This window comes from Streptomyces angustmyceticus, from assembly GCF_040701845.1.
Taxonomy (GTDB): Bacteria; Actinomycetota; Actinomycetes; order Streptomycetales; family Streptomycetaceae; genus Streptomyces; species Streptomyces angustmyceticus_A.
Window position 1 is genome coordinate 64,982 of record NZ_JBFBHQ010000022.1, and the last position, 26,925, is coordinate 91,906.

A 26,925-nucleotide genomic window follows, 5' to 3' on the forward strand; every position below is an offset into this window, starting at 1 on the left:
GCCTCCTCCGCTGTCAGCACTGACGACCGACCGCGGAGGTGGCGATGGGGGCGACCCTCAAGGACGCTACGGCGATAGCCGGCATCGGACAGACCCCGTTCGCCAAACACCTCCCCGCCTCCGAGAAGGCGTTGGCCTGCCGGGCGATCGTCGCGGCGCTGGACGACGCCGGGATCGCCGCCTCGGAGGTGGACGCCTTCGCCTCCTACACCATGGAGGAGACCGACGAGGTCGAGATAGCCAAGGCCATCGGCGCCGGGGACGTCACCCACTTCTCCAAGGTCGGCTACGGCGGCGGCGGTTCCTGTGCGACGGTGGCCCACCTGGCGGCCGCCATCGCCACCGGCCAGGCGAGCGTCGGCGTCGCCTGGCGGTCCCGCAAGCGCGGTTCGGGACCGCGCCCCTGGAAGAACATCCAGGTCCAGCTGCCGACCCCGGGACAGTGGACCCGGCCCTTCGGGCTGCTGCGCCCCGCCGACGAGATCGGCATGCTGGCCCGCCGTTATATGCACGAATACGGCGCCACCCGCGACCACTTCTTCAACGTCGCGCTCGCCTGCCGCAACCGCGCCAACCAGAACCCGGCCGCGATGATGTACGAGCGCCCGCTGACCCGCGAGATGTACATGACCGCCCGCTGGATCAGCGAGCCGCTCTGCCTCTTCGACAACTGCCTGGAGACCGACGGCGCGCTGGCCTGTGTCGTGGTCCGTGCCGAGCGGGCCCGCGACTGCCGGCAGCGGCCCGTCTACGTCCACTCCGCCGCCCAGGGCCTGCCCGCCCAGCACCACGGCATGGTCAACTACTGGAACGACGACCCGCTCACCGGGCCCGCCTGGACCGCCGCCCGCCGGCTGTGGAAGGGCGCCGACCTCGGACCGCAGGACGTCGACGTGGCGCAGATCTATGACGCGTTCACCCCCCTGATCCCCCTCTCGCTGGAGGGCTACGGCTTCTGCGGGCGCGGCGAGGGCGCGGCCTTCACCGAGGGCGGCGCGCTGGAGATCGGCGGCCGCCTCCCCCTCAACACCGGCGGCGGCGGTCTCTCCGAGGCGTACGTCCACGGATTCAACCTCATCACCGAAGGCGTCAAACAGCTGCGCGGCACCAGCACCGCGCAGGTCCCCGACGCCGCCACCTGCCTGGTCACCGCGGGCGAGGGCGTCCCCACCTCGGCCCTGCTGCTGAGGAGTTGATACGCCATGAGCGCCCGTGAAGCCGTCGAGTCCACCGTGTCCGCCCCCTCCGCCGAGCCGGATCAACCGGCTGCGTCCGCCGCGTCGGTCCCCTCGGCCACGTCCGCCGAGCCCGTGCGCGATGCCATGCCCCCGATCGTGACACCCGCCACTGACAACCGGCCCGGCAGCGGTGCCGACCTGCTGCTTCCCGTCGCCGACGACGACGGCGCGCCCTTCTGGGAGTACACCGCCCGGGGCGAACTGCGCATCCAGGCCTGCTCCGGCTGCGACGAACTGCGCTTCCCGCCCCGGCCCTGCTGTCCGCACTGCCAGTCGTTCGCCGTGCACTGGCAGCGGATGAGCGGCCGCGGCCGCATCTGGTCCTACGTCGTCCCGCACCCGCCGCTGCTGCCCGCGTACGCCGCCCTGCCGGGCTACAACGCGATCGTCGTGGAGCTGGCCGACGCCCCGCACATCCGCCTCGTCGGCAACCTCGTCACCGCCGCCGACGCCCCCCTCAACTCCGTCGATCCGGCGCGGCTGCGCATCGGCGCCCCGGTCAAGGCGGCCTTCCACACCATGCCGGGAGGCGTGACCGTACCCCGCTGGCTCCTGGAGCGCCCATGACGCTCCGCACGGAGATCCAGGACGGGGTCGCCCTGGTCACCCTCGACCGGCCCGAGCGCCACAACGCCCTCGACCTGGACACCGCCGCCCAACTCGCCGCCACCTGGCGGGCGTTCCGCTTCGACGACGCCGTACGGGCGGTGGTGCTCACCGGCGCCGGCGGCCGGGCCTTCTGCACCGGCATCGACCGCGACGCCGAGGTCCCCCAGCCGCCCTCGCCCTACTCCCTCGACGACCCGCTGCTCCGTATCGGCCCGAAGACCAACGACCTGTGGAAGCCGGTCATCGCCGCCGTCGACGGCATGGCCTGCGGCGGCGCCTTCTATCTCCTGGGCGAGGCCGAGTTCCTCATCGCCTCCGAGAGCGCCACCTTCTTCGACCCGCACACCACCTACGGGATGGTCAGCGCGTACGAGTCCATCCTCATGGCGCAGCGGATGCCCCTGGGGGAGATCGCCCGGATGACCCTGATGGGGACCGCGGAGCGGCTGGGCGCGGCCCGCGCGTACGAGATCGGGCTGGTCTCCGAGCTGACCGCACCCGGCGCCGCGGCCGAGGTGGCGCTGCGCCGCGCCGCCGTGCTCGCCGCCCAGCCGACCGGACCGGTCCAGGGCACCGTACGCGCCCTGTGGGCGGCCAAGGAGGCGGCCCGGGCCCCGGCCCTGGCCCACGCCCCCCACCTGATCGCACTGGGCAACCTGCCCCCGGACCACCAGGCCCGGCTGTTCGCCGCCCGCCCGCGCCACGGCGACCGGAACGACGGACGAGAGGACGGGACGAACGGCGCCCGGGAAGGCGAGCGGGACAGCGGGCGGAAGGGAGACCGGGAGGGCCGGGAAGGCCGGGAAGGCCGGGAAGGCCGGCCACCGGTCAGATGACCCCTACATGCGTCGCAGCCACCGCACCCGGCGGAGCCGCCGTTCGCAGCCGCCCCACCCGCACGTCCGCGTCTCGTGCGCCTTACATCCGTGTCTTGTGCGCCCGGGTGATCTGGCAGGTGTACCAGAACCGCCCGATGGAGGACTGGTTGACGGTGTACTTGGCGGTGTACGTCTCGGTGTCCCCGGGGCCGACGATGATCGAGCGCTCGTGCAGCCCGTACGCCTTGCCGTCGGCCGGCTTGGCCTTCATCCAGTTGACGGCCATGTCGTAGGAGAACGAGTCGGTCGTCGACGGATTGGTGATCGAGACCGTGTAGGTGAACTGGCGCAGCGAATTGGAGAAGTCGCAGTTGCTGCCGCTGACGTCCGAGCGCCCGTCCGGGTCGTAGGTCTCCTGGGTCGGCGAGGGCGAGTAGGTGGGCTCGTACGCCGAGGACGGGTCGCTCGACGCGCCGTAGCCGCTGTCGTAGCTGCTGCTGGACGAGGGACTCGGAAGGTTCAGCGGCACCTTGACGCGTGGCCGGCCGAAGGCACAGCCACCGACCGTGGCGACCGTGGCCAGCGCCAGTCCGGTCGCCACCACTGCCCTGATACCCCTACGGGCGCCCCCGCGGCCGCCCTGGCATGCGCGCTGCATCATTCTGCTGTCCGTCCCCCGTGAAAACACCTGAACCCCGCCAGCCCCTGGCTTGACGCGTGCACGGCACCCTAGCAAGGCCCGGTGACACCCCGTACGGGCCCCGGCAACGCGGGCGGGCGTACTTCTCTCGCGAGCAACGGAGGTCCGGCGTAGCGTCGGTCACGGAGGACGACCGGACAACTCGAAGCGAGGCGACGCCCGTGGTGCGCAACGTTCTCGGGTCGTTGGTCGCCCTCGCCGGCGCGGCGGCCGCCGTATGGAGCCCCTTCCGTCCCTGGTACGACGGCCGTCACGGCCGTGACATCCGGATCGAGGACCTCTTCAACGGCATCACCCGCACCAGCGCCGCGCTCTTCGGCTCCGTTCTCCTTCCCATGGCCTTCGCCGCCCTGCTGACCCTGATCGGTGTGGCCCTGCGCTCCCGGGCGCTGATCACCGTCGCCGGCCTGGTGGTGCTCGGCTTCACGATCCTGTGGATGGTCCGCCAGGGCCAGGCCACCAGCGAACTGACCGCCGGCGCCCGCGGTCTCGGGATCGGCGTGGCCAGCGCCCTGGGCGGCGGCGCGCTGCTGCTGCTCGGCGCCCTGATCATGCGGGGCCGCGGTCGCCGGGTCTACGACCGCGGCCGGGACGACCGGCAGTACGACGACGGCCGCTACGGACCCACCGCGCACGACGACCGCTACGACAGGCGCGCGCCGCACGACCCGTACGCGCCCTACCCGCCGGGGACGCCCGAGCCCTGGGACGCGGGCCGCCCGGGGGCCGAGGAGTGGAACCCCGAGCCGTACCCGACCGGCCCCGGTCCGGGTGGCCCGGCGGCGCCCGGCGGACATGGCCACGGCGCCCACGGCCCGCGGGAGGACACCCCCACCGCTCCCCTGCCGGTCACCCCGCCGCCACCGCCCGCCCAACAACAGCAACAGCAACAGCAACAGCAGGCACAGCCGGCCCAACAGCCTCAGCGGCCCCAACAGCCGCAGCAACCGCAGCAGTCACCGCCACCGCCGCCACCGTCACAGTCGAAGCCGGCTCATCAACAGCCCCCCACCCCTCCCGTGGAGTGGGCCAGGGAACACCGGCAACCGCCGCCTTCGCAGCCCGGAGAGCCCGGCCAACCCGGCCGGACCGGACAGCCCGGCGAGCCCGGCCGCCCCGACCAGCCCGGACAGCCCGGCCGGCCCGAAGGCACCGAACCGCCCCCCGAAGACCGGCAGTAGACGGCCGCGCGGACACGGCACACGCCTTGCCGCGCACGTCTCGCGGCGCACATCTTGCGGCGCACGTCTCGCGGCGCACGTCTTGCGGCGCACGCCTCCACGCCCCCTACGACCGGCCCCGGAGCACCACGGCTACGCCCCCCGCGCCGCGGCCCGTATCACGTCCGCCGCGCCAGCCCCGTCCCCTTGGCCGCGTCCAGCGCGTACACACAGCGGTCCTTGCTGCAGGCGTACACCACTCCGCCGACCGCCACCGGTGAACCGGTGATCTCGCCGCCGGTCGCCAGCTTCCAGCGCAGCTGGCCGCCCATCGCGTCGAGCGTGTAGAGGCAGTGGTCGGCCGAGCCGAAGTGCACCCGGCCCTCCGCGACGACCGGTGCGCCGACGACTTCGGCGCCGGCCTGGAACCGCCAGCGCGGGGTGCCGGTCACCGCGTCCAGGGTGTAGAGCGCCTTGCCGCTGCCCAGGTGGACCGCGCCGTGCGCGACCAGCACCGGTTCGGTGGACTGCCGTGCCTCGGTGGCGATCCGCCAGCGGTCGCGGCCGTCCGCCGCGTCCAGGGCGTAGACCGTGCCGAGGTAGTCCGCCAGGTAGACCCCGCCGCCGGTGACGGCCGGGCCGGGGGCGAAGGCGGGCGGGCTAAGGAACACCGCGGGCGCCTCGAAGTGCCAGCGCACATCGCCGCGGGCGATGTCGATCGCCAGCACCCGGGTGCCGGCCACGACGTAGACCGCACCGTCCGAAGCGGGCACCAGTCGCACCGGCACCCCGCCGCAGGACGCGGCGTCCCCGACCGGGTACGACCAGCGCTCGGCGCCGGTCCGTGCCTCCAGCGCCTTCAGTCGCGCGTCGGCCCAGACGAAGACCGTGCCGTCGTGCACCACGGGTGCGGCCTCGGCCGTCTCGAAGTCGGTCTGGGCACCGCCGATCTCCCACAGCAGTTCGCCGGTGGCGGCCTCCCACGCCTGGACGCCGCCGCCCCGGGTACTGGTGACGACGGTCCCGCGGTCCACCTGGAGGGCGTAGACCCAGCCCTCGGTGTGCAGCCGCCAGCGCTCGGTGCCGTCGCCGGCGTCCAGCGCGTACAGGCTCGGGCCGTCCGAGGCATGGATCCGGCCGTCCGCGACCGCCATCGCCCAGGCGACGTCACGGGTCTTGAACTTGCGGCGCCCGCTGGCCACATCGAGCGCATGCACCTCGAAGGAGGTGACGTACAGCAGGTCGTCGGCGACGGCGGGGGTGCCCCACACATCGTTCGACATCCGGAACCGCCAGGGGCGCCAGCGGCCCGGCTCGGCGGGCGGGGCCTCGGGCGGCGGGGGCGGAGCGGCCTCGCCGCGGGCCGGGACCTCCCCGGCGGCGGCACCGCCGGTCGGGCCCTGCGGCGGTACACCGGTCGCGGGTCCGGCACCGGGCGGCCGTACCCAGTTCGTCGCGGCACCGGCCTGCCCGCGCGGCTGCGGCCCCGGGGCGTCGGCGCGCGGTCCCGGCCCTATCGGGGCGGGCGAGCCACCGAGGCGCACGGGGCCGGCGGCGCCGTCGCCCGAGACGGCCGACGGGGCGGAGGAGAGTGCGGCGGCGGGGGACGGCGAGGCGGTGGGCGGCGCCGCGGAGACCGGGGTCGCCCGGGCCGTCGAGGCGTCCGGACCGAGCGCCGCGGGCTGCGGCATCGGGCCGGGGTTGCCCCCGCGCGGATCGTTGCCGCGGTGCGCGCCGGGGCCCGCGCCGACATGGCCGGGCCAGCCGGTCTCCGCGGCCGCCGGTGCGCTCTCCGGTCGCGGCGGCGCCTGGACGGGCTGCGGTGCGGGCCTCGGGGGCGCCGCGGGCGGGACCGGCGGCGCGGCGGGCGACGGACGGGCGGCGGCGCGCCCGGAGCCGGCCCGCTGGCCGCCGTTCGCCACGGTGGAGCGGCCGCCGCGGCGGCCTTCGATGAGGGCGACCGCGCCGGGCGGCAGCCACGCCGAGGCGGTGCCGCTGTCGTCGCTGCCGGAGCCGAAGAGGTGCGGCGCGAGCTGGGACTGCAGATCGGCGGGGGACGGCCGCTGGCCGGCCTCCATCTGCATACAGGACTCCAGGAGCGGACGCAGTTCGTCCGGCAGCCCGGTCAGGTCGGGGCCCTCGCGCAGCAGCATGAAGACGGTCTCGACGGGGTTGGCGCCATGGAACGGCGCATGCCCGGTGGCGGCGAAGACCAGCGTCGAGCCGAGGGAGAAGACATCGCTCGCGCCCGTCACGCTGCGCGAGTCACGGGCCTGCTCGGGCGACATGTAGGCGGGCGTGCCCACGGCGACGTTGGTCATCGTCAGCCGGGTGTTGGACACCCCGGAGGCGATACCGAAGTCGATCACCCGGGGGCCGTCCTCGACGACCAGCACGTTCGACGGCTTCAGGTCGCGGTGCACCAGGCCCGCGCCGTGGATGGACTGCAGCGCCTCGGCGATCCCGGCCGCCAGCCACCGCACCGCCTGGGCCGGGAGCGGCCCGCACTCATTGACTATTTCCTCGAGGGAGGGCGCGGGGACATAGGCCGTCGCGAGCCAGGGGACCGCCGCGCGCGGATCGGCGTCCACCACCGCGGCCGTGTAGAAGCCGCTGACCGCGCGGGCCGCCTCGACCTCGCGTGTGAAGCGGACCCGGAACAGCTGGTCCTCGGCGAGCTCGGTGCGCACCGTCTTGATCGCCACGCGCCGGCCGGACGCGGAACGCGCCAGATAGACCAGTCCCATGCCGCCGGCCCCGAGACGGCCGAGCACCTCGAACGGGCCGATCCGCCGGGGATCGTGCTGCGTCAGCTGCGTCAGCTGCTCCACCACTTGCCTGCCACCTCCCCGTGGGGCGTAAAAGAGACTCTCCATAGCCACGAGCCGCCGAGAGCCACTGCCCCGTGCAGCGTCTCCCCGCCTGCGGCGAGGAGTGTCGAAACGGCCGTACGCGTGCTGATTGTTCCTGGCCGGGCCGACGGTTGCGAACCCGGGGCCTGTCCGCCGTGTCACGGCATGCCCGCCGTGACCCGCACCGGGACCGTTACCCGACGTAACCCAACCCCGCCTGACGTGCTGCGATACGTCCCTTGACGGGCGATTGCCGAGCGGGTTACCGGCGGGTTGCCCACCCGTCGGACACGACACCGCCCGAAATACGGACGCTCACCACTCTGCTTGACGGGGTCACGGAGGGAGCGGTTCACACTCCCGGGCATCCGGTGGCCGCGGTGGCCGAAACCAGGCGGTTCTTCTGGCTGTGCGCACCCATCCCCCACCGGTCATGCCGTCCCCGTCGTCGCTCGTGGCCCCACGGCTCAATTCTGCGCGTTCGAAGGTCATTTCGGCGCCAGGACACCTGGCGTGGCGCCCTTCCGGATATCCGGGCAGGCCGGAGCGCCGACCGCAACGACGGCCAGATGTCCAAGCTAGCGCCGGTTCGTGCGAATTGCCCGGCGGACATTCGTACGTACGGACGATTACCGCGAGGTAGGGGGGACGCGGCGGCGTCGGGGACGACGTTCAACTGACGGCCATCGCGGGGCACTTGCCACACGAGGGGCGACCACTTATCCACCAAAGTTGTCCACAGCCTGTTGATAACACTCTTCACCGGATCGGACCAACCAGCCGCCCGCGGCCGTGCCCCTCGGGCGGGTCCGTCACCAGCACGCTCACGGGGGTCTCGCACCCCGAACTCCCCCATCCCCATTTGCAGGCAGCCAAATCGCGCTCCGATCACCCCTCGGTAAGCTGACGGCATGACAGGACAAGTTCGAACCGTCGACGGCAGAGTTGCCGGCCGCCGCGGACAGGCGACGCGGCAAAAGCTTCTCGACTGCCTCAGCGAAATGCTCAGTTCGTCCCCCTACCGGGACGTCAAAGTCATCGATGTAGCCCGAAAAGCGGGGACTTCACCCGCAACGTTCTATCAGTACTTCCCGGACGTCGAGGGCGCCGTCCTCGAAATCGCCGAGGAGATGGCCAAAGAAGGCGCCACTCTGACCGATCTTGTCGCCGGACGCTCCTGGGTGGGCAAGTCCGCCTGGCAGGCCGCGGAGGATCTGGTCGAGGGCTTCCTCTCCTTCTGGCGGAAGCACGACGCGATTCTGCGCGTGATCGACCTGGGTGCCGCCGAGGGCGACAAGCGGTTCTACAAGATCCGCATGAAGATCCTTAATGCCGTCACCAACTCCCTTACCGATTCGATCAAGGAACTGCAGAGCAAGGGCAAGGTCGACAAGGACGTGAGTGCGCCCGCGATGGCAGGTTCACTCGTCGCGATGCTGGCGGCGGTCGCCGGGCACCAGAAGGGCTTCCAGAGCTGGGGCGTCAAGCAGGCCGAGCTCAAGCCGAATCTGGCGCTGCTGGTGCACCTCGGCATCACCGGCAAGAAGCCGACCAAATAACGAAGCAGCCGAGAAAGCCTCCGAGGAAGCGGCCCGAGAGGCTGCCGCACCTCGAAGTCCCGGATTTCCCCGGGCGGTTCGTCATCGGTCCTGTATCCGTCCTGCCATAGCTGTACCGCACACGCAGCGGGCGCCGCGCGGCCCCTCAGGGGTTCGCCGCGGCGCCCGCTGTGTGCATGGCGGACCGCACGGGCCGCACCGCAGCCCCGCGCCCGGCCCGTCGGCTCACCGCCGCTCCAGCCGGAAAAGCCGGATCTCCCGCGTCACCCGCGCCTGGTACGCGGCGTACGGCGGCCAGAACTCCAGCGCCGTCCGCCAGGCCCGCGCCCGTTCCTCGCCGGTGAGCAGCCGGGCCCGCACCGGGATGTCCCGGCCGCGCCAACTCACCTCGGCCTCCGGGTTCTTCAGCAGGTTGCCGGTCCACGCCGGATGCCCCGGCCGCCCGAAGTTGCTGCCGACCAGCAGCCAGCCGTCCCGCTCCGGCAGGCACGCCAGCGGAGTACGCCGCGGCAGCCCGCTCCGGGCACCGGTGGCGGTCAGCACCACACCCGGCAGCATCCGCGCGCTGAGCAGCACCTTCCCCCGGGTCAGCCGGTGCACCGCACGGTCCAGCGCGGGAACGACGTGCGGCGCGATCCGGACGAACGCACGGGTCGCGGAGACCTTCTGCACCAAGCGCTCCCCCGACGGCATCAGGCCTCGACCGCCGCTGAGGCCCGGCCTCTTTCGGGCGCATCGCCTGCGCCTGGGGTTACGGGTGTCGCTTCGGGACCGTCCGCACCTCTGCCCGCTTGTGCCGCTCTGCTTTCGCCCGCATCCCGGGGCGCGGAGGTCGCTCCACTACTGCCCGCGCCTCGGCTCGCGGATGCCGCTCCGCTACCGTCCGCACCACGGACCGCGGTTATCGCCGTGCCACCGCCCGCACCACGGCGGTCGCCAGGCCCTCCGCTTCCGCCGGGCGCTCCGCCGCCACCGGTCTCGGCCGCCCCGCACGTGAACAGGCCCGCCTCCTCGGCAGCCCGTGCCCGGAGGCGGTGGGCGGGGCCCAGCAACAGTTCGTCGCAGGCCGCCCGCTTGAAGTACAGGTGTGCCTCGTGTTCCCAGGTGAAGCCGATGCCGCCGTGCAGTTGCACCGCCTCGGCCGCCACCGCGCGCAGCGTCTCCAGCGCCTGGGCCAGCGCCAGGGCCCCCACGCCGGGCTCGGCCGCACCGTACGCGCCCGTGGCGCCCCCGCCCCCGGCCCGTCCGCTGCCCGCCGACCAGGCCGCGTAGTACGCCGCCGAGCGCGCCGCCTGGAGCAGCACATACAGATGGGCGAGCCGGTGCTGCACGGCCTGGAACGAGCCGATGGGCCGGCCGAACTGCTCACGCTGCTGGACGTAGGCGACGGTACGGGCCAGCGCGGCGTCGGCCGCGCCCACCGCCTCGGCGGCCAGCGCCGAGGCCGCCGTCACCCCGGTCGCGGCGAGCGCGGCGGCCACCGCCGCCTCGTCCCCGCCCCTGCCGCCGTCTTCGTCCCCCAGCAACTCTGCCGGGACGTCGCGCAGTTCGAGGCGGGCCTGCGGACGGGTCTCGTCCAGCGCCGTCTGCCGGATGCGCAGCAGACCGGGCACGCCGGCACCGCCGGACGCACCGGCCCCATGGGGCCCCTCGGTCCCCTCGGTGCGCCGGGTGTCCGACCGGACCGCGGGGCCGGGTGCCGCCGCCCGTACGAGAAAGAGCCGGGTGCGGCCGCGCGCGAACCCTCCGGTGTGTGCGGCCACCACGAGCACGTCCGCGGTGTGCCCGTTCAGCACCTGCCCGGCCTCCCCGTACAGCCGCCAGGTTCCGTCCTGCCGCCGCGCCTGGATCCCGCCGGCCCGGCCACCGCCCGCCCAGTCGCCGTCGTTCGGCCCGGTCAGCGCCAGCGCGGTGGACAGGTGCCCGCCCGGCACGGCGAGCGTTGCGGTGAGCCGCCCGGTGGCGAGGGCCGGCAGCAGCTCGCCGCGCTGGCGTTCACTGCCCAGCGCGAGGATCAGCGGTGCGGACAGCACGGCGGTGGCGATCAGCGGCGAGGGAAGGACGGCGCGGCCGGTCTCCTCGCAGGCCAGGGCGAGTTCGGTGGGCCCGCAGTCCACGCCTCCGTAGGCGGCGGGCAGCGCCAGACCGGGCAGGCCGAGCCGGGTGGCGAGCTGCCGCCACAGGCACTCGTCGTAGCCGGGTGGGGTGCGTACCGCCGCCTTGACCTCGTCCGGACCACAGCGCTTGAGCAGCAGTTCGCGCAGCGTACGGCGGATTTCCTGCTGCTCCTCGGTGAACGCGGCATCCATCGGCGGGCTCCTCCCGGCCGTGCGACGACGCCCGTCCGGTCCGACGGGCCCCCGCTTCCGATCTGACGGGCCGTCATAGTAGGGACGGGGGAGGCACTTTCCTAGGCCGATCGCCGGCCCGTTTCGACGCGGCCGGACCCGCGCGGAACCACAGCGGGCGGCGGACCCGGGAAGGCCCGGATCCGCCGCCCAGGGGGGGTCTTCCGCCCCGTCAGAGGATGAGATGGACCGTGAGGGATGTTTCCGTCTCGGTCACGTTGACGGCGTGCAGGTAGCCGTGGGCCGTGCGGTAGCGGCCGGTGCCTCCGGTGATCGCCAGGTCGATGGTGCCGGGGCCGGCCGTGGTGACGGTGAACCGGCCCTGCACGGTGATCTGCCCTTGGGAGAGGGCCAGATCGGCCGCGCACTGCAGGTCGAACTGATCGGTCGGGACGAAGCGGGTCAGCGTGCAGATCTCGCTGTACGTGCCGACCGCGGTGCTGCCGCGGAAGAGATTCCCGCTGAGGACGTATTCGTCGCCCAGGCTCGGCCCGCCCGACCCGTCCACATCGACGAAACCGCCCTGCGTCTGCTTGGCGACCAGCTGGAAGACCTCCTCTCTCGGCGGGTTCGGACCGCCTCCGGAACCGGCGACGGCCGATGCCGAGGGCGCACAGAAAAGCAGGGCGGCCAATCCGGTGACCGCACCCAGGGCGACATGCTTGAAGACGCGCACGATTTCCTCCTGTGGGACTGGAAGAGAAATTCACTGACTATGTGCCAGGCGAGGGACTTGGCGATAAGAAATGGATTCCGGTTCGCTATCGCACGGATGCCAGGGTGGACCCTCAGACTCATGACGGCGGCGCTATTACGATGCCGCCGCTCGGGCCGCCATTCCTTCACCCGTGCCGTTCACGCATTCCGGCCGGTCATGTGAGCGGGTACGCCACCGGGGAGACAAAGACGGCGACGGCGGAAAAGACACCGGACGCAAGGAACCCGCAGGCCTTTCCGGAACCGTACGCCCGGACAGGCGCCGGAAATCGCGATGCGAAAGCGAACATGACACTCCCTGGGACAGGCGGGAACCTCTCGTCCCCGCACACGGAAATGCCTGCTCCACCGCATGGGCAACAGCGAGCAGTCAACCGGTCGAATGGAGACCGGTGAAATACACACAGCGAATGGAGAATACCCGGCCCGAGAAAGCATGGAAAGACCGTGCCGTTATCTCCGATTCTCCGATAATCACCCCGCGGAGCCTTTGCCGAACGGCCTTCCCGGGACGGCCTCCCCGGGGCCGGGCTCCCGGGGAGGCGGCTCCCGGGGACCGCGCTCCCGGGGCTTCTCGCCGCCGGACCCCGCGGACCTGCCGGGCGGGCGCACGGCGGGCGCGGCCCGGCGCGGCCCGGGGCGGGTCCGCCCACTGCCCGCCCTCCGATATCTGATGTACCGTCAGATTCATGACTCCAGGCACCCGTTACGGGAATCGCAAGGTCGCCGTCGCCGGAGTGGCCCTGTCCGATTGCGGGCGCGTGGACGACGCCACCCCGTACGCCCTGCACGCCCAGGCCGCGCGCCGGGCACTCGCGGACAGCGGGCTGGACCGTTCGGTGATCGACGGCTTCGCGTCGGCCGGCCTGGGCACCCTCGCGCCCGCAGAAGTCGCCGAGTATCTGGGGCTGCGCCCCACCTGGGTCGATTCGACCTCGGTCGGCGGCTCCACCTGGGAGGTCCTGGCCGCGCACGCCGCCGACGCGATCACCGCCGGTCACGCCAACGCCGTACTTCTCGTCTACGGCTCCACCGCCCGCGCCGACATCAAGGCCGGGCGCCGCACCGCGAACCTCTCCTTCGGGGCGCGCGGCCCGCTGCAGTTCGAGGTCCCCTACGGGCACACCCTGATCGCCAAATACGCCATGTCCGCCCGCCGCCATATGCACCAATACGGCACCACACTGGAGCAGTTGGCCCAGATAGCCGTCCAGGCGCGGGCCAATGCGGCGGCCAACCCGGATGCCATGTACCGCGACCCGATCACCGTCGACGACGTCCTGTCCGGCCCGGTGATCGCCGACCCGTTCACCAAACTGCACTGCTGCATCCGCTCCGACGGCGGCTGCGCGGTCCTGCTCGTCGCCGAGGACTACGTACGAGACCTCGCCAAGCCCCCGGTATGGGTGCTCGGCTCCGGCACCGCCGTCTCGCACACCACCATGTCGGAGTGGGACGACTTCACCGTCTCGCCCGCGGCGGTCTCCGGCCGCCTAGCCTTCGAACGCGCCGGCGTCCGCCCCTCCGAGATCGACCTCGCCGAGCTCTATGACGCCTTCACCTATATGACCCTGGTGACGCTGGAGGACCTCGGCTTCTGCGCCAAGGGGGAGGGCGGCGCGTTCGTCGAGAAGGGGCGGCTGCTGCGGGACGGGGAGTTGCCGGTCAATACCGACGGGGGCGGGCTGGCCGCCTGCCATCCCGGTATGCGCGGCCTGTTCCTGCTGGTCGAAGCGGTACGCCAGCTCCGTGGCGAGGCCGGCCCGGACCGCCAGGTGCGCAGAGCCGGCGGCGCGCTGCCCCAGCTCGCGGTCGCCTCGGGCACCGGCGGCTGGTTCTGCTCGTCGGGGACGGTGGTCTTGGGGCGGGGGTGAAGGGAGTGGCGATGAAGAGAGGGCCCCTAAGGGCCGCGGGGGGGAACGACGGGGGGAGGAGTGAGGGGCGTGCCGGGGCTGCGCCGCGCCCCGCCCCTCCGCGCCTCTCCCCGGCACTCCCCCGTCGCGCCCCTTCGCTCCCCCTCGGCCCCGCCCCGGGGCGTCAGCCCAGCCGCTCCTCGATCAGGTCGGCGGCCCGGCGGGCGCCCCCTTCCGCGCGGGCCTGCGCCCGTAGCTCGGCCGAGCGCGCGGCGACCCGCGGATCGGTGGTGAGTTCCGTCAGGGCGTGGCGCAGGGCCTGGGCCGTGGCATCCGCGGTGTCGAGGCGCCGGGCGACGCCCAGCTCCACCAGCCGGTCGGCGTTGGCGAACTGCTCGGCGCCCTGGGGAACGGCGATCATCGGCACGCCGGTGTAGAGCCCCTCGCTGCTGCCGCCCATCCCCGCATGCGTCACAAACGCGTCGGCCTGCTCCAGCACCGCCAACTGCGGCACCCACGAACGCACTTCGATGTTCGCGGGGATACGGTCCCCCAGCTCCGCCGGGTCGGTGTACTTGCCGATCTGCAGCACCACGTGCCACCCCGGCAGCTCACCGAACGCCGCCACGCACTGCCGGTAGAACTCCGGCTGCTTGGTGAACGCCGAGCCCAGCGACACCAGCAGCACCTTGTCGGCACCGGCCGGCCGCGTCCAGCCGCCCTGCTCGGCACGGCTGCCGAGGCACGGGCCGACGAAGGTCACCTTGGTGGCATCGACCCGGTCCGCACACGGCTGCATGGCGCGCGGGATCATCGCCAGCGCCCGCCGCGGCCGGCCGGAGAACTCGTCCACGTCCGTGGTGACGGCGCCGCACCCGGCCAGCCAGCCGGCGAACCGCGCCCGGTAGGCGTCCGCCCCCGGCAGGGCGGCGAACTGCGCGCCGATCTCCTCCTGCGCCCCCTCCCAGCCCACATAGGTCGGTGACAGCTGGACGAGGTCGCGGCCCTGCGCCTCGGCCAGCGCACGGGCGGCGTAGGCGGCGATGTCGTAGAGGTAGAGGTCGGCGGGGTCGTCGTCGTACGCGGCGTGCAACTGCGGCAGCACCGCGATCGCGTCGTCGAGGAAGAGCGAGGACGCGGCGATCGGATCCTGCGGCCAGTCGTTGTCGGCGACCGGCAGGGTGGAGGTGCAGCGGACGAACTCGGCGCCGGTGGGGGCGATGAGGTCGGCCACGTGGTCGGTGTTCGCGTACGTCACACGATGGCCGCGGGCCACCAGCTCACGGATGATCTCCAGGCCGGGCAGCACATGGCTGACCATGGGCGCGCCGATCATGGCGATATGAGCGGGCGCGGAGGCCGCCGGGGCGGACGAGACAGCCGAGACAGCCGGGACAGAGGAACGCATAGGGCTGGACTTCCTTCGGACAGAGCTACGGAACGGGACACGGAAGCCCGACGGCCCGGGCGGCAACGCGCGACACCGGCAGGGAAGCCGGCCGCGCTGCGGGCACACCCGGGTGCGGGCGGGGCGGTGGAACGCCCTCGGTCGTGTCAGCCGTAGATCTGGTGGAAGTGCATGCGGCGAGCCTAGGCGGTCGCTTGGGGGAAGGCGAAGGGTTTTCCGCGCGGCGGTGGCGGGACGGCGGCAGAGCCGTCCGTCCCGGGCCGGCAGCCCGGGACGGACGGCGGACAGCGGGTGGCCGGCAGGGCTGTTTTGGCTGGTCGGCTGTCGGCTGTCGGCTGGTCGGCTGTCGGCTGTCGGCTGTCGGTGGCTAACCGGCCGCCGGTGGGCGGGTGATGACGCTGAAGGACGTTCCGAAGGGGTCGGTGATCGGGGCCATGCGTCCGTAGGGGGCGTCCTCCGGGGTGCCCGCGGTACCTCCCGCGGCGAGGGCGCGGGCCACCAGCTCGTCGGTGTCCGCGACCTCGAACACCGTCTGCCAACGGGACGCGGTGGCCGCCGGATCGCCGAAGACGCCACCGATCTCATGGCCGTCGGGGCGGCGCAGGAAGGTGAAGTCGAAGTCGGGGAGGTCGGCGTTGCCGTCGAGGGTGAAGGCGAAGACGGCGGCGTAGAAGCGGCGGGCGGGGCCGGGGTCCGGGCACGCGAGGTCGTTGCGGACCAGCGTGCAGGGCTCGTTGACCAGCTCGCAGCCCGGCAGCGTGCGCCCCTGCCAGAGGCTGAAGCGGGCACCGGTGGGGTCCGCCACGACGGCCGTACGGCCCAGGTCCGCCACGTCCCCGGGCGCGGCGAGCACGCTTCCGCCGTTGACCACGATCTCCTTGGCCGTACCGTCGCAGTCGTCCGTGGCGACGTAGACGTGCCACCAGGACTCGCCCTCGACGTCGGCGGCCGAGACGGGCCGGAGCGCCGCCACCCGCCGGCCGCGCAGCAGACACAGGGTGAAGGGGCCGGTCTCCACCGACCGTTCCTCGTACTCCCAGCCGAACAGTGCGCCGTAGAAGGCCTTCGCGCGATCGAGGTCGGGGACCCCGAGATCGATCCAGGCCGGCGTTCCGAGCGGCTGGTTGGTGCTGATCTTGCTCAACTTCTGCTCCTTCGCGGTGACGCTGCCAAGGGCGACGCTAGTGAGCATCGAGGTCGGGAGGTGTCCTAGTTCCCACCGGTCCCGGTAGGTGTTCGCGGCGGCGGCCGGCCAGGTCGCCGGCCGGGCGGCACGGCGGGCCCGGACCACGGCCAGGTCAGGTCAGGGACGGACAGCGGTCAGGCCCGGTCAGCGGTCAGGGACGGTCGAAAGTCAGGGACGGGCTCCTCGCGGACGGGCGGACGGGCGGGCGGACGGGCGGACGGGCGGACGGGCGGGCGGACGGGCGAGAGCGCACCTCCTGAACAAACGTCATAGACAAACGTTTAAGACGCTCGTATAGTCGCGTCACCGGTCAGCGAATGCACCACGACCGAGCGCCGCGACCGCCCCGGCGCAGTGCAGTCGACCGACTCAGGAGCACCACGCACCCGAAGGGAATCCCGCCATGTCCGGCACCGGCTCGTCACCCCGCACCACCACCCCCCGGACCGTTCTGATCTCCGGCGCGAGCATCGCCGGCCCGGCGCTCGCCCACTGGCTGCACCGCTACGGCTTCGCGGTGACCGTCGTCGAGCGCGCCCCCGCACTGCGGGCCGGCGGCTACAAGGTCGACATCCGGGGCGCGGCGATCGAGGTCGCCGACCGGATGGGGATCCTGGAGGACATCCGGCGCGCCAGTACGGACATGCGGAGCGGCGCGTATGTGAACGACGACGGCAAGCGGATCGCCACCCTCCCCGCCGACATCTTCGGCGCCCGGGTCGGCCGCGACGACGAGATCATGCGCGGCGATCTGGCGCGCATCCTCCACGAGCGCACCCGGGCGGACGTCGAGTACCTCTTCGGCGACTCGATCACCTCCCTCACGCCCGTCGCCCCGAGCGCCTCCGCCGGGCCCGACGCGCCGGTCACGCCGGACGGTCGACGCGCCGGGGACGAGGCCGCCGGCGTGGAGGTCACGTTCGAGCATGCCGCTCCCCGCCGCTTCGACCTCGTCGTCGGCGCGGACGGTCTGCACTCCACCGTCCGGCGGCTGGCCTTCGGCCCCGAGGAGCAGTTCCTGCGGTACCTCGGGGCCTACCTCGCCGCCTTCTCCCTGCCGAATGAACTGGGCCTGGACCGCGAGGAGCTGTACCACGCCCAGCCCGGCAGGCTGATCTGCGCCTACAGCTCCGCCGGGGATCCGGCGGCCAAGGGCTTGCTCTCCTTCCGCTCGCCGCGGCTGAGCTATGACCACCGCGACCCGGAACAGCAACGGGCCTTGCTGGCGGCCGCGTTCGCGGGGATGGGCGTCGACGGGGCCGGCGGCTGGCGGGAGGTCCCACGGCTGCTCGCCGCGGCCCGCGAGGCGGACGACTTCTACTTCGACGGGATGCATCTGATCGAGATGGACCGCTGGTCGCGCGGCCGGGTGGTGCTGCTCGGCGACGCCGCGCACTGCGCCTCGCCCGCGTCCGGGCAGGGCACGGGCATGGCACTGGTCGGGGCGTACGTCCTGGCCGGGGAGCTGGCGGCGGACGGCCGCGGGCCGGAGGAGGCCTTCCGGCGCTACGAAGCGCAGATGCGCGGCTATGTCGCGGTCAACCATGCGATGGCGCGGAAGTTCGTCCGGGACATGACGGCGGACACCCGTCGGCAGATCCGGTTCCGGCACCTGATGATGCGGGTCCTGCCCTACATGCCGTGGAAGAACCTGGTCGCGAAGAAGATCGCCGAGGGGGTGCAGCGCGGCGCGAACGCGATCACGCTCAAGGACTATCCGGTGCCGGCGGTCTCGCCGACCTCACCGGCAACACCGACCTCACTGGCAACACCGTCGTCACCGGAAACACCGTCGTCACCGGCGCCGGACGGGGCAGCCGGCCCCGCACCCTCCGCCGCGGCTCCCACGTACGCTGCCTGACATGGCTGATCACCCCGGGCACCAGGACACGCCGGATGCCGCGCCCGCCGGCGCCACCGCACACCCGCACCCCTCCGACGCCGCGGAAACCCGCGCGTTCCGCGAGCTGCTGCGGGGGCTGCGGGTCTGGGACGTGGAACTGCCGTCGTTCGACCCGGCGACGGCGCCGGACGACCCGCTGCCGCTGTTCCGGGAGTGGCTGCGGGCGGCCGCCGAGGCCGGTGTCCCCGAGCCGCACACCATGACGCTGGCCACGGCGGACGCGTCCGGCGACCCCTCGCTGCGGACCCTGATGCTGCACGACGCCGATGAGCGCGGCTGGCACTTCGCCTCGCACCGCGGCAGCCGTAAGGGCCGCGAACTGGCCGTGCGGCCGCGCGCCGCGCTCGGCTTCTACTGGGCGGCGGTCGGCCGCCAGGTGCGGGTCCGGGGGTCGGTGACCGCGGCGGGCCCCGGGGAGAGCGCGGCCGATCTGCACCGCCGCTCCACGGGCGCGCTGGCCGCGGCGCTGGTCGGGCGGCAGAGCGAGGTGCTCGGCTCGACGGCGGAGCTGGCCCGCGCCTCCGACGCCGCGTGGGAGCGCGCCCGGCGCGAGCCGGAGGCGCCGGTGCCGAGCTGGACGCTGTATGTGCTGCGCGCCGAGGAGGTCGAGTTCTTCCAGGGCGATGCGCGGCGGCGCCACGTACGCCTCAGCTACCGCTACGAGGACGAGGGGTGGGTGAAGGAGCTGCTCTGGCCGTGAGCCAGGGGGCCTGCCCGGCCTCCGAGGCGGGTGCGCTCTCCGAGACCGGCCGGCGCACCGGCGCCGGTGCGCCCGACGCCGCCGGAAGCCGGCTCACCCGCCGCCCTCACAACTGCCGGTACATGATGTGCAGCCCCACATAGCCCTTGGTGGGGTGCCGGAACCCCTCGGGGAGCGTCGTCATGATCCGGAAGCCCAGGGACTCCCAGAGGGCGACGGCGCCGGTGTTGGTCTCCACCACGGCGTTGAACTGCATCGCGCGATAGCCCTCGGCGCGGGCCCAGTCCAGTACGTGTTCGCCCAGGGCCCGGCCGACGCCGCGTCCGCCGCACCGCGGATCGACCAGGAAGCTCGCGCCGGCGATATGCGCGGCGCCGCCCATGTGGTTGGGGTTCATCTTGGCCGTGCCGAGCACCGTGCCGGACTCGTCGACGGCGACGACCGTGCGGCCCGGCGGCGTCAGCATCCACATCTCGCGGGCCGTCGCCTCATCGAGGTCCCGCGGATAGGTGTAGGTCTCCCCCGCCGCCACGATGGCGTGGAGGAAGGGCCAGATGGCGGGCCAGTCGCCCGCGGTCGCCTCACGAATCAACACGGCCACAGCATCCCGCGGCCCCGCCGCCCCCGCGACCGCAATGCACCCGCCCGCTCAGCGCGCCAGAGCCGCGGGGGCCGAGGCACCGGACGGCGTCACACAGGCCGAAAGACGGGGAGGGCAAACCCGCCGCCCTCGCCCCTGCTCTCACTCCCGCCCGTGCCGCCGCCGTCGCCGTTGCCGTCGCCGCCGTGGCGGAAGTGCACCGCGAGCGGCATCCCGATCCGGAGTTCCGACTCCGGGCAGTCGGTGATCTCGGTCATCATCCGGGGGCCTTCGGCAAGATCGACCACGGCCGCGATGTACGGGACCCGGTCGCCGAACGGCGGGAGGTCGTTGCGGTGCACGACGGACCAGGTGTAGAGGGTGGCCCGGCCGCCGGCCTGCTCCCAGTCCGTGTCCTCGCTCCAGCAGCGCGGGCAGAACTCACGCGGGTAGTGATGGGCCGCGCCGCACCCCTCCGCACGGCAGCGACGTATCAGCAGGCGCCCCTCGGCCGCCGCGTCCCAGTACGGCCTGGTGAACGCATCGACCTCCGGCAGATCACCGCGCACCGCGCCCCGCGCCGCCCGCGCCCCGGCCCCCTGCGTCCCTTCCGCCCCCACAGCCCCGGCCCTCACGAAACCACCCCCACCACGTCATCGCCCAACGACACCGGCCGCCTCATCACAACCGGACCGGCCGGGACATCAGCGCAGCCCGCCGTTCCGCCGCCCCCCGCTCCGCCTTCCATCGTTCCGTTCTGACGGTACGTCAGTTCCCGCTCCCGCGAAACCTGGCCGGCAAGAAGGCCGCCCCCGAGCACCCCACCCCCAGACCCGCGTTCACGGCCACGCCAACGCCCACACCCCGGTCCACCTCCACGCCAACACCCTCGCCCACGCCGGCAAGCCCCTCACCGACCGACGCGGAGCCCCTGGCGACCGACGGAACACCTCACCCGGGATGCCTCGCACTCCACAAAGCTGTCGACGTGACACATGCCGATGGCCTCAAGGAGGCGGCGCGAGCGGATGTCGGCCTCTTGCGTGACCGCGATGACCGTCGGATCGTCCGAGGGGACGTTCACCGGGGCCCAGTCGACGACGGCGGCCACGGCTTCACGGGCGTACCCCCGCCCCCAGTGCTCGGACAGGAAGCCGTAGGGCGCCTCCCGACGATTCCCGAACCTGGGTGCCGGGTCGATCACCACGGAGCCGACGACCCTTGTGTCCTCCCGCGTGGCCACCGTGAACAGATGGGGGCGATGGACGAAATGCCGCCGGCGGGCATCGAGCTCCCGTCCGCCCAAGGGCCCGCCGAGGAAGCGCCGGACCTCGGGATCCGTCCAGAGCCGCGTGGACGGCGTCACGTCAGCGGGTTCCGGCGGGCGCAGCAGGAGCCCGGGCGTGCCGATGCCGGCGGGCCGGGGATTCACGACGGGGGTCGACGACATGGCGCGAGCATCGCAGCACGGAGCGCACCCCACGGCGGCCGCACTGCCACGCCGCGCACAAAAGGCGTGCGCGACAGGCGGACACGACAGGCGGATACGGCAGACGGACACGGCAGACGGACACGACAGGCGGATACGGCAGTCGGATACGGCAGTCGGATACGGCAGTCGGGCAGGGCGCCGACTGCCGGTCCGCGCCGACCGCCGCTTTCGAGCCATCCCCCTGACACGACCCGGACCGCACAAGCTTTCCCGTGCACGCCCATTCCTGACATGCCGTCAGTTCAGTAATCTGACTATGCGTCAGTTGATGGAACGAGAGGCCTCACACAGGAGCGGGCGTCTGCGATGCTTGGATCGACTCACGGCACCCTCACCACTCACTCCCGGCCGGCCCGCGTCTTGGCCTGTGGGGAGCAACCACGGCACACCGTCCACGGCATCAGTGAACCGCATCCCGGCGACGGCGGACAGGGCGCGGGGGCGGTCGAGCGCGATGTCAGCGGGCGTCCGCTGCAGGCTCCGGTGCCCGACCTGGAGCGGTTCTTCCGGCCCGATTCCGTCGCCGTGATCGGCGCCTCGGACAGCGAGGGCCGTCCCAATACGGGCATCACCCGGCAGCTGATCGCCTGGGCCGAGCGTGTCGGCGCCCGGCTCCACCCCGTCAACCCGGGACGCACCGAGGTCTTCGGGCGGCCTTGTCACGCCACCGTCGCCGATCTGCCGGAGACCGTCGATCTCGCCGTGCTCCTCGTCGGCGATCCGCTGCCGGTCATCGAGCAACTCGGCGAGGCCAAGGTGAAGTTCGCCGTGGCGTTCGCCTCCGGCTTCGCCGAGACCGGCGAGCGCGGCGCGGCCGCCCAGGCCCGGCTGGCCGAGGTCGTCGAACGTTCCGGTCTGCGGCTGCTCGGCCCGAACACCAACCTCAACGCCTTCGAGAAGTTCCGCGAGGACCTGGACGGTCCGGCCATCGCCCTGATCACACAGTCAGGCCACCAGGGCCGCCCCGTCTTCAGCCTTCAGGAACTGGGCATCCGTCTCTCGCACTGGGCACCCACCGGCAACGAGGCCGATCTGGAGACCGCCGACTTCCTCTCCTACTTCGCCACCCGTCCCGAGGTCGGCGCCATCGCCGCCTATGTGGAGGGCCTCAAGGACGGCCGCAGCTTCCTGCTGGCCGCCGACCGCGCCGCCCGCAACAAGGTGCCCGTCGTCGCCGTCAAGGTCGGACGCACCGAGACCGGGGCCCGGATGGCCCTCTCGCACACCGGGAAGCTCACCGGCGCCGACGGGGTCGTGGACGCGGCGATGCGGCAGTTCGGCGTGATCCGGGTGGACGGGCTGGACGAGCTGCAGGACACCGCGGCCCTCCTGGCCCGCGCCAAGAAGCCCACCGCGGAGGGCGTGGTCGTCTATTCGATCTCCGGTGGCACGGGCGCCCACTTCTCCGACCTGGCGACCGCGGCGGGACTGCGGCTGCCGGCTCTCGGCGACGCCAAGCAGGCCGAGCTGCACCAGTGGATACCGGACTACCTCAGCGTCGCGAACCCCGTCGACAACGGCGGGCACCCGGTCGGCGACTGGCGCGGCCGCAAGATCATCGACGCCATCCTGGCCGACCCGTCCGTCGGCGTCCTGATCTGCCCGATCACCGGCCCCTTCCCGCCCATGAGCGACAGGCTCGCGCAGGACCTGGTGGACGCGGCGGAGCAGACGGACAAGCTGGTGTGTGTGGTGTGGGGCTCGCCGGTCGGCACCGAGGACGCCTACCGCGGCACCCTCCTCGGCTCCTCGCGGGTGGCGACCTTCCGCACCTTCGCCAACTGCATCACCGCCGTACGCGCCTATCTCGACCACCACCGCTTCGTCGCCGGCTACCGCTCCCCCTTCGACGACGCCCCGCGCACACCGTCCCCCTCCGCCCGCAAGGCGCAGGCCCTGATGCGTCCGGGCCAGCCGCTCAGCGAACACGCGGCCAAGCAGCTGCTGCGCGCCTACGGCATCCGGGTCCCGCGCGAACAGCTGGTGACCAGCGCCGCGGCGGCCGTACGGGCGGCGAGCCTGGTCGGCTACCCCGTGGTCATGAAGGCCTCCGGGCCGCAGCTGGCGCACAAGACCGAACTCGGCCTGGTCAAGGTCCAGCTGACCTCGGCCAGCCAGGTCAGGGACGCCTATCGCGAGCTCACCGACATCGCCCGTTACGAGGACATCCCGCTGGACGGTGTGCTGGTCTGCCAGATGATCGAGCGGGGCGTCGAGATGGTCGTCGGCATCACCCACGACAGCCTCTTCGGACCGACCGTGACCGTCGGGCTCGGCGGGGTGCTCGTGGACGTCCTGCAGGACGTCGCGGTGGGCATTCCGCCCTTCGGCGAGGACCGGGCGCGCGCGATGCTCGGCGAACTCCGCGGCCGCGCCCTCCTGGACGGGGTGCGCGGCGCACCGCCCGCGGATGTCGACGCGCTGGTCGAGGTCGTGCTCAGGGTGCAGCGCATGGCGCTCGAACTCGACGGCGAGCTCGCCGAGTTGGACATCAATCCGCTGGTGGTCCTGCCCCGCGGGGAGGGCGCCGTGGCCCTCGACGCGCTGGCCATCTGCCCCTGACCACCCGCGCACCCCCGTGCGCACCCGCACCCGTCTCCGTGCCCGTCCCCACCATGACCGCACCCTTGGGAGCCACTCCCCCATGACGCCTTCACCGTCCCCCGATGCCGTTCCCCCCACCGCCGGTCCCGAAGGGCCCGTCGACCCCGCCGGGCCCCGCCGGCCCGTCGACGGCGCCGCCCGTGTCGGTCCCCCCGACCACGCGGACCCCGTCGATTCCTTGATACTGCACACCACTGACAACGGCGTCTCGTGGCTCACCCTCAACCGGCCCGAGGCGATGAACGCCCTCACCCCGGAACAGCGCGAACGCCTCATCCGCCGGCTCGCCGACGCCTCGTCCGACCCCGGCGTACGGGCCGTGGTCCTCACCGCGACCGGCCGCGGCTTCTGCGCGGGCGCGGACCTCCGCGGGTCACCGTCGTCGCAGGAACGGGTCGCCGGCGATGTCGCCCGGCTGATCCGCGACGGCGCCCAGCGCCTCATCACGGCGGTGCTGGACTGCGAGAAGCCGGTCATCGCCGCCGTCAACGGCACCGCGGCCGGACTCGGCGCCCACCTCGCGCTCGCCTGCGACCTGGTGCTGGCCGCCGAATCGGCCCGTTTCCTGGAGGTGTTCGTACGCCGCGGCCTGGTCCCGGACGGCGGCGGCGCCTACCTCCTGCCGCGGCTGATCGGCCCGCAGCGCGCCAAGGAGCTGATGTTCTTCGGCGACGCCGTACCGGCCGCCGAAGCGGCCCGGCTGGGACTGGTCAACCGTGTCGTCCCCGACGGCGAGCTGGCCAAGACGGCCCGGGAGTGGGCGGAGCGGCTGGCGACGGGCCCGACCCGGGCACTGGCCCTGACCAAGCAGCTGGTCAACGCCTCGCTCGACACCGACCGGGCGACGGCCTTCGCCGCCGAGGCCACCGCCCAGGAGATCAATATGACGACGACGGATGCCCAGGAGGGCGTCGCCGCCTTCGTGGCGCGCCGCACCCCTGCCTACCGGGGCCGGTGATCCGAACCGGACGCGCGGGGGCAACCACCCCACCCGGAGCGCGGCCTCGGCCCCGCCCCGCCGGCCCGACAGCCGCCCGCCCCTACTTCTCCCCCTCCGGGCACTCCCGCACCTCGCGGGTGTTCCGGGTCCGCACCCCCGGCAGCCACCCGCGCACCCCCTGCCCGGTGGTGACCAGATACCAGCGGGTGGAGGTGACGCCCGCTTCGTCGCGGACCATCCGGCCGTCGGTCACCACGCAGTGCGCCGCCAGGCCGTCGCCGTGCCAGACCCGGCCGGCAAAGTTGCCGCGCGCGGCGTACTCGGCCCGCGGGTCCCTGGCCAGCCGCAGGGCGCACTCCAGGGACCGGCCCGTACGGCAGGCCTGTTCACTGTTGTAGACGGTGACCCTCACCGTCGGGGGCGGGCCCGCCGGCCGCAGCGTGACGGGCCCGGGGCGCACCAGCCACCACACGCCCAGCACCACCGCGGCCACCGCCGCCGCCACCACGAGCGCGACCGCGTACGGCCTCCTCCGGGGCAGTGCGACCACGGCGGGGGCCGGCGCGGGACCGGAGTCCCTGATGCGGTCCCACAGGCCGGGCGGTGTCTCGATCTGTTCGTCCGCGCGCCGCAGCCGCGCCCGCAGCAGCGCCTCCGCGTCGCCCCCGCCGCCCCGGCCGCCCCCGCCGAAGTCCCGGCCGCCGCCCGCACTGCCCGCACCGCCGTCGTACCGTGGCCCCACACCCACCGCGCCGCTCACCTCCCGGCCTGCCCGTGCTCCGATTCAACGAGGTAGGCGCGGAGCCTGTCCAACGCACGGGCGCGATGGCGGGCGGCGGTACCACGGTGCACTTTCATGATCTTCGCGGCCTGGTCGAGGGTGTAGCCGTCGAGGTCGACCAGGATGACGATGCCGGCCTGCCGGTGCGACAACTTCCCCAGCAGCCGCACCGCTTCGATCTCGGCCTGCCGCCGCTCCACCCCGCCGTCCCAGCCGCCGGCGGGCGCACCGGCACCACCGCCGCCCGCCCCGTCCTCCTCCACGCCGTCCATCCCGTCGACCAGGACCTGCCGCCGGTCCTTGCGGTAGGCGTCCCGGGCGACGTTGAGCACGGCGGTGAAGGCGTAGGCGTACGGCTCCGGATGGGCGAGGAAGCGCTGCGGACGTGCCGCGAGTTTGAGGTAGGCCTCATGCACCACGTCCTCCGCGGACTGTCGCGATCCGGCCAGCATCACCGCCCTCCGGTAGAGCCGGGGCAACAGCCCGCAGAAGACCTCGTCGAAGGTGGGTGACGCGGCGGACGAAGCTGATGACGCTGTGGCATCGGCCATGTACCGGAACTCTCCCCCGTGTTCGGCTACGGACGCGGCCGAAGTGGACGCTACCCGTGCGATCGACACGCAATCAGGAATCCGCTTCCCAATCTCCCCCGAATCAGCCAAGATCGCCCCGGATCACCCGGCAAACCACACGTGCGGGTGGCCGCGGCGTCCCGCTCCTTCACATCTGACGGCTCATCAGATTCAATGAAGCCATGATGGGACACGCTGCAATGGCGGCCACGGCCGTGCGGTACCTGCGCTCCGTCGGCGCGCCCACCACGGCCGCCGCCCCCGCCGATCCCCACCCGCGGCCGGCGCTGCGGGCCGTACGCGACGACGAGCGCGCGCCCTTGGACCCGGCCGCGTTCCGCTCGGTGCTGGGGCACTTCGCCAGCGGCGTCACGGTCATCACGTCCCCCGGCGAGCCGGGACCGGCCGGTTTCGCCTGCCAGTCCTTCGCCTCGCTCTCCCTCGACCCGCCGCTGGTGGCGTTCATGGTGGCGCGTACGTCGACGACCTGGCCGCGGATCGCCCGCGCCGGGGTGTTCTGCGTCAACGTCCTCGGCGCCGGGCAGGGCGAGCTGTGCCGGGGGTTCGCGGTCAGCGGCGGTGACAAGTTCGCCGGCGTGCGCCACACGGCCGCGCCGGCGACCGGTTCGCCACGGCTGGCGGGAGTCCCCGCCTGGATCGACTGCACGGTCCAGGCCGTGCACACCGGCGGCGACCATCTGATCGTGGTCGGCCGGGTCGAAGCCCTCGGCACCGACCCGGCCGCCGCCGCGCACGGCCCGCTCCTCTTCCACCGGGGCTCCTTCGGGCACTTCCGCCCGTAAACGCGCCCGGCGCGCTCACGCCGCGCAGCAGCGGAGCCGCCCCGGGCCCTCCCGCGCATGTCGTCACAGCCCCCGGGGAGCGCGCCCCTGGGCGGGAACCGG

At 73.1% G+C, this 26,925-nt stretch carries 22 protein-coding genes and 1 pseudogene; 11 read left to right on the forward strand and 12 right to left on the reverse strand.

All coding sequences use genetic code 11. From position 1 onward, the window contains the following. The first annotated feature begins 44 nt into the window (after positions 1–44). The 3 genes from AB0411_RS29935 to AB0411_RS29945 all read left to right on the forward strand — a co-directional run bounded on the left by AB0411_RS29935 (position 45) and on the right by AB0411_RS29945 (position 2,683). Complete coding sequence (locus AB0411_RS29935; RefSeq protein WP_366420411.1) at positions 45–1,196, forward strand: lipid-transfer protein; 1,152 nt, start codon at positions 45–47, stop codon at positions 1,194–1,196. Between the two features lie 126 nt (positions 1,197–1,322). After that, a complete protein-coding gene (locus AB0411_RS29940; RefSeq protein ID WP_366420444.1) occupies positions 1,323–1,805 on the forward strand; it encodes a Zn-ribbon domain-containing OB-fold protein in 483 nt (160 codons plus the stop codon). After that, entirely contained in the window at positions 1,802–2,683 is an 882-nt protein-coding gene (locus tag AB0411_RS29945; protein WP_366420412.1) for an enoyl-CoA hydratase/isomerase family protein, read from the forward strand. Before AB0411_RS29940 ends, AB0411_RS29945 begins: the two co-directional genes overlap by 4 nt. Before the next feature lie 82 nt (positions 2,684–2,765). On the opposite strand, the gene AB0411_RS29950 is transcribed toward AB0411_RS29945, so the two are convergent. Beyond that, a complete protein-coding gene (locus AB0411_RS29950) occupies positions 2,766–3,266 on the reverse strand; it encodes a hypothetical protein (RefSeq protein WP_366420413.1) in 501 nt (166 codons plus the stop codon). 260 nt (positions 3,267–3,526) lie between these two features. On the opposite strand from AB0411_RS29950, the gene AB0411_RS29955 reads away from it, so the two are divergent. Continuing rightward, the gene (locus tag AB0411_RS29955; RefSeq protein WP_366420414.1) at positions 3,527–4,546 is read left to right on the forward strand and encodes a hypothetical protein; all 1,020 of its coding nucleotides are present in this window, start codon (positions 3,527–3,529) and stop codon (positions 4,544–4,546) included. A 158-nt stretch (positions 4,547–4,704) separates the two neighbouring features. Here the strand turns inward: AB0411_RS29955 and AB0411_RS29960 are convergent, their stop codons facing one another. Continuing rightward, on the reverse strand, positions 4,705–7,401 hold the full coding sequence (locus tag AB0411_RS29960; protein WP_366420415.1) for an outer membrane protein assembly factor BamB family protein: 2,697 nt from the start codon (positions 7,399–7,401) through the stop codon (positions 4,705–4,707). A gap of 887 nt (positions 7,402–8,288) precedes the next feature. Here AB0411_RS29960 and AB0411_RS29965 point away from each other — a divergent pair. Beyond that, complete coding sequence (locus AB0411_RS29965; protein WP_086719994.1) at positions 8,289–8,936, forward strand: TetR family transcriptional regulator; 648 nt, start codon at positions 8,289–8,291, stop codon at positions 8,934–8,936. 225 nt (positions 8,937–9,161) lie between these two features. Here AB0411_RS29965 and AB0411_RS29970 read toward each other — a convergent pair whose 3' ends face one another. The 3 genes and pseudogenes from AB0411_RS29970 to AB0411_RS29980 all read right to left on the reverse strand — a co-directional run bounded on the left by AB0411_RS29970 (position 9,162) and on the right by AB0411_RS29980 (position 11,960). Beyond that, a complete protein-coding gene (locus AB0411_RS29970; RefSeq protein ID WP_366420416.1) occupies positions 9,162–9,629 on the reverse strand; it encodes a nitroreductase family deazaflavin-dependent oxidoreductase in 468 nt (155 codons plus the stop codon). Positions 9,630–9,850: 221 nt separating this feature from the next. Continuing rightward, positions 9,851–11,245 (reverse strand): annotated as a pseudogene (locus AB0411_RS29975) (acyl-CoA dehydrogenase family protein); the annotation flags it as partial. Positions 11,246–11,456: 211 nt separating this feature from the next. Then, positions 11,457–11,960, reverse strand: a complete 504-nt coding sequence (locus AB0411_RS29980) for an allene oxide cyclase barrel-like domain-containing protein (protein WP_366420418.1) — start codon at positions 11,958–11,960, stop codon at positions 11,457–11,459. Between the two features lie 730 nt (positions 11,961–12,690). Between AB0411_RS29980 and AB0411_RS29985 the strand changes: the two genes are divergently transcribed. Continuing rightward, positions 12,691–13,875, forward strand: coding sequence for a thiolase C-terminal domain-containing protein (locus AB0411_RS29985; protein ID WP_366420419.1), 1,185 nt, complete (start codon positions 12,691–12,693; stop codon positions 13,873–13,875). A 163-nt stretch (positions 13,876–14,038) separates the two neighbouring features. On the opposite strand, the gene AB0411_RS29990 is transcribed toward AB0411_RS29985, so the two are convergent. Beyond that, on the reverse strand, positions 14,039–15,262 hold the full coding sequence (locus AB0411_RS29990) for a macrolide family glycosyltransferase (RefSeq protein WP_366420420.1): 1,224 nt from the start codon (positions 15,260–15,262) through the stop codon (positions 14,039–14,041). Positions 15,263–15,629: 367 nt separating this feature from the next. Then, complete coding sequence (locus tag AB0411_RS29995; RefSeq protein WP_366420421.1) at positions 15,630–16,406, reverse strand: VOC family protein; 777 nt, start codon at positions 16,404–16,406, stop codon at positions 15,630–15,632. A 445-nt stretch (positions 16,407–16,851) separates the two neighbouring features. On the opposite strand from AB0411_RS29995, the gene AB0411_RS30000 reads away from it, so the two are divergent. Together AB0411_RS30000 and AB0411_RS30005 are read left to right on the forward strand one after the other, a co-directional pair. Further along, positions 16,852–18,309, forward strand: a complete 1,458-nt coding sequence (locus AB0411_RS30000) for an FAD-dependent monooxygenase (protein WP_366420422.1) — start codon at positions 16,852–16,854, stop codon at positions 18,307–18,309. A 1-nt stretch (position 18,310) separates the two neighbouring features. Then, a complete protein-coding gene (locus tag AB0411_RS30005; RefSeq protein WP_366420423.1) occupies positions 18,311–19,051 on the forward strand; it encodes a pyridoxine/pyridoxamine 5'-phosphate oxidase in 741 nt (246 codons plus the stop codon). Between the two features lie 106 nt (positions 19,052–19,157). Here the strand turns inward: AB0411_RS30005 and AB0411_RS30010 are convergent, their stop codons facing one another. From AB0411_RS30010 to AB0411_RS30020, 3 genes are all read right to left on the reverse strand, one after another. Beyond that, positions 19,158–19,646 (reverse strand): GNAT family N-acetyltransferase, encoded by a 489-nt coding sequence (locus AB0411_RS30010; RefSeq protein ID WP_366420424.1) that lies wholly within the window; start codon positions 19,644–19,646, stop codon positions 19,158–19,160. Positions 19,647–19,741: 95 nt separating this feature from the next. Continuing rightward, positions 19,742–20,200, reverse strand: a complete 459-nt coding sequence (locus AB0411_RS30015) for a Zn-ribbon domain-containing OB-fold protein (RefSeq protein ID WP_366420445.1) — start codon at positions 20,198–20,200, stop codon at positions 19,742–19,744. A gap of 341 nt (positions 20,201–20,541) precedes the next feature. Further along, a complete protein-coding gene (locus AB0411_RS30020; RefSeq protein WP_366420425.1) occupies positions 20,542–21,081 on the reverse strand; it encodes a GNAT family N-acetyltransferase in 540 nt (179 codons plus the stop codon). 348 nt (positions 21,082–21,429) lie between these two features. Between AB0411_RS30020 and AB0411_RS30025 the strand changes: the two genes are divergently transcribed. Then, the gene (locus AB0411_RS30025; RefSeq protein ID WP_366420426.1) at positions 21,430–23,685 is read left to right on the forward strand and encodes an acetate--CoA ligase family protein; all 2,256 of its coding nucleotides are present in this window, start codon (positions 21,430–21,432) and stop codon (positions 23,683–23,685) included. 82 nt (positions 23,686–23,767) lie between these two features. Further along, positions 23,768–24,685, forward strand: a complete 918-nt coding sequence (locus tag AB0411_RS30030) for an enoyl-CoA hydratase/isomerase family protein (protein WP_366420427.1) — start codon at positions 23,768–23,770, stop codon at positions 24,683–24,685. Positions 24,686–24,767: 82 nt separating this feature from the next. Here the strand turns inward: AB0411_RS30030 and AB0411_RS30035 are convergent, their stop codons facing one another. Continuing rightward, the gene (locus AB0411_RS30035) at positions 24,768–25,415 is read right to left on the reverse strand and encodes a hypothetical protein (RefSeq protein ID WP_366420428.1); all 648 of its coding nucleotides are present in this window, start codon (positions 25,413–25,415) and stop codon (positions 24,768–24,770) included. Positions 25,416–25,423: 8 nt separating this feature from the next. After that, positions 25,424–25,999, reverse strand: a complete 576-nt coding sequence (locus tag AB0411_RS30040; protein WP_366420429.1) for an RNA polymerase sigma factor — start codon at positions 25,997–25,999, stop codon at positions 25,424–25,426. 221 nt (positions 26,000–26,220) lie between these two features. Between AB0411_RS30040 and AB0411_RS30045 the strand changes: the two genes are divergently transcribed. After that, positions 26,221–26,823 (forward strand): flavin reductase family protein, encoded by a 603-nt coding sequence (locus AB0411_RS30045; RefSeq protein WP_366420446.1) that lies wholly within the window; start codon positions 26,221–26,223, stop codon positions 26,821–26,823. Positions 26,824–26,925: the final 102 nt, after the last annotated feature.

Excerpts from the sequence above, each read along its gene's own strand:
- AB0411_RS29965 (WP_086719994.1), top strand. The coding sequence starts at position 8,289 with ATGACAGGACAAGTTCGAACCGTCGACGGCAGAGTTGCCGGCCGCCGC.
- AB0411_RS30045 (WP_366420446.1), top strand. The coding sequence starts at position 26,221 with ATGGCGGCCACGGCCGTGCGGTACCTGCGCTCCGTCGGCGCGCCCACC.
- AB0411_RS30000 (WP_366420422.1), top strand. The coding sequence starts at position 16,852 with ATGTCCGGCACCGGCTCGTCACCCCGCACCACCACCCCCCGGACCGTT.
- AB0411_RS29960 (WP_366420415.1), bottom strand. The coding sequence starts at position 7,401 with ATGGAGAGTCTCTTTTACGCCCCACGGGGAGGTGGCAGGCAAGTGGTG.
- AB0411_RS29940 (WP_366420444.1), top strand. The coding sequence starts at position 1,323 with ATGCCCCCGATCGTGACACCCGCCACTGACAACCGGCCCGGCAGCGGT.
- AB0411_RS30030 (WP_366420427.1), top strand. The coding sequence starts at position 23,768 with ATGACGCCTTCACCGTCCCCCGATGCCGTTCCCCCCACCGCCGGTCCC.
- AB0411_RS29985 (WP_366420419.1), top strand. The coding sequence starts at position 12,691 with ATGACTCCAGGCACCCGTTACGGGAATCGCAAGGTCGCCGTCGCCGGA.
- AB0411_RS29970 (WP_366420416.1), bottom strand. The coding sequence starts at position 9,629 with ATGCCGTCGGGGGAGCGCTTGGTGCAGAAGGTCTCCGCGACCCGTGCG.
- AB0411_RS30020 (WP_366420425.1), bottom strand. The coding sequence starts at position 21,081 with ATGTCGTCGACCCCCGTCGTGAATCCCCGGCCCGCCGGCATCGGCACG.
- AB0411_RS30005 (WP_366420423.1), top strand. The coding sequence starts at position 18,311 with ATGGCTGATCACCCCGGGCACCAGGACACGCCGGATGCCGCGCCCGCC.
- AB0411_RS29990 (WP_366420420.1), bottom strand. The coding sequence starts at position 15,262 with ATGCGTTCCTCTGTCCCGGCTGTCTCGGCTGTCTCGTCCGCCCCGGCG.
- AB0411_RS30040 (WP_366420429.1), bottom strand. The coding sequence starts at position 25,999 with ATGGCCGATGCCACAGCGTCATCAGCTTCGTCCGCCGCGTCACCCACC.
- AB0411_RS29945 (WP_366420412.1), top strand. The coding sequence starts at position 1,802 with ATGACGCTCCGCACGGAGATCCAGGACGGGGTCGCCCTGGTCACCCTC.
- AB0411_RS30025 (WP_366420426.1), top strand. The coding sequence starts at position 21,430 with ATGCTTGGATCGACTCACGGCACCCTCACCACTCACTCCCGGCCGGCC.
- AB0411_RS29935 (WP_366420411.1), top strand. The coding sequence starts at position 45 with ATGGGGGCGACCCTCAAGGACGCTACGGCGATAGCCGGCATCGGACAG.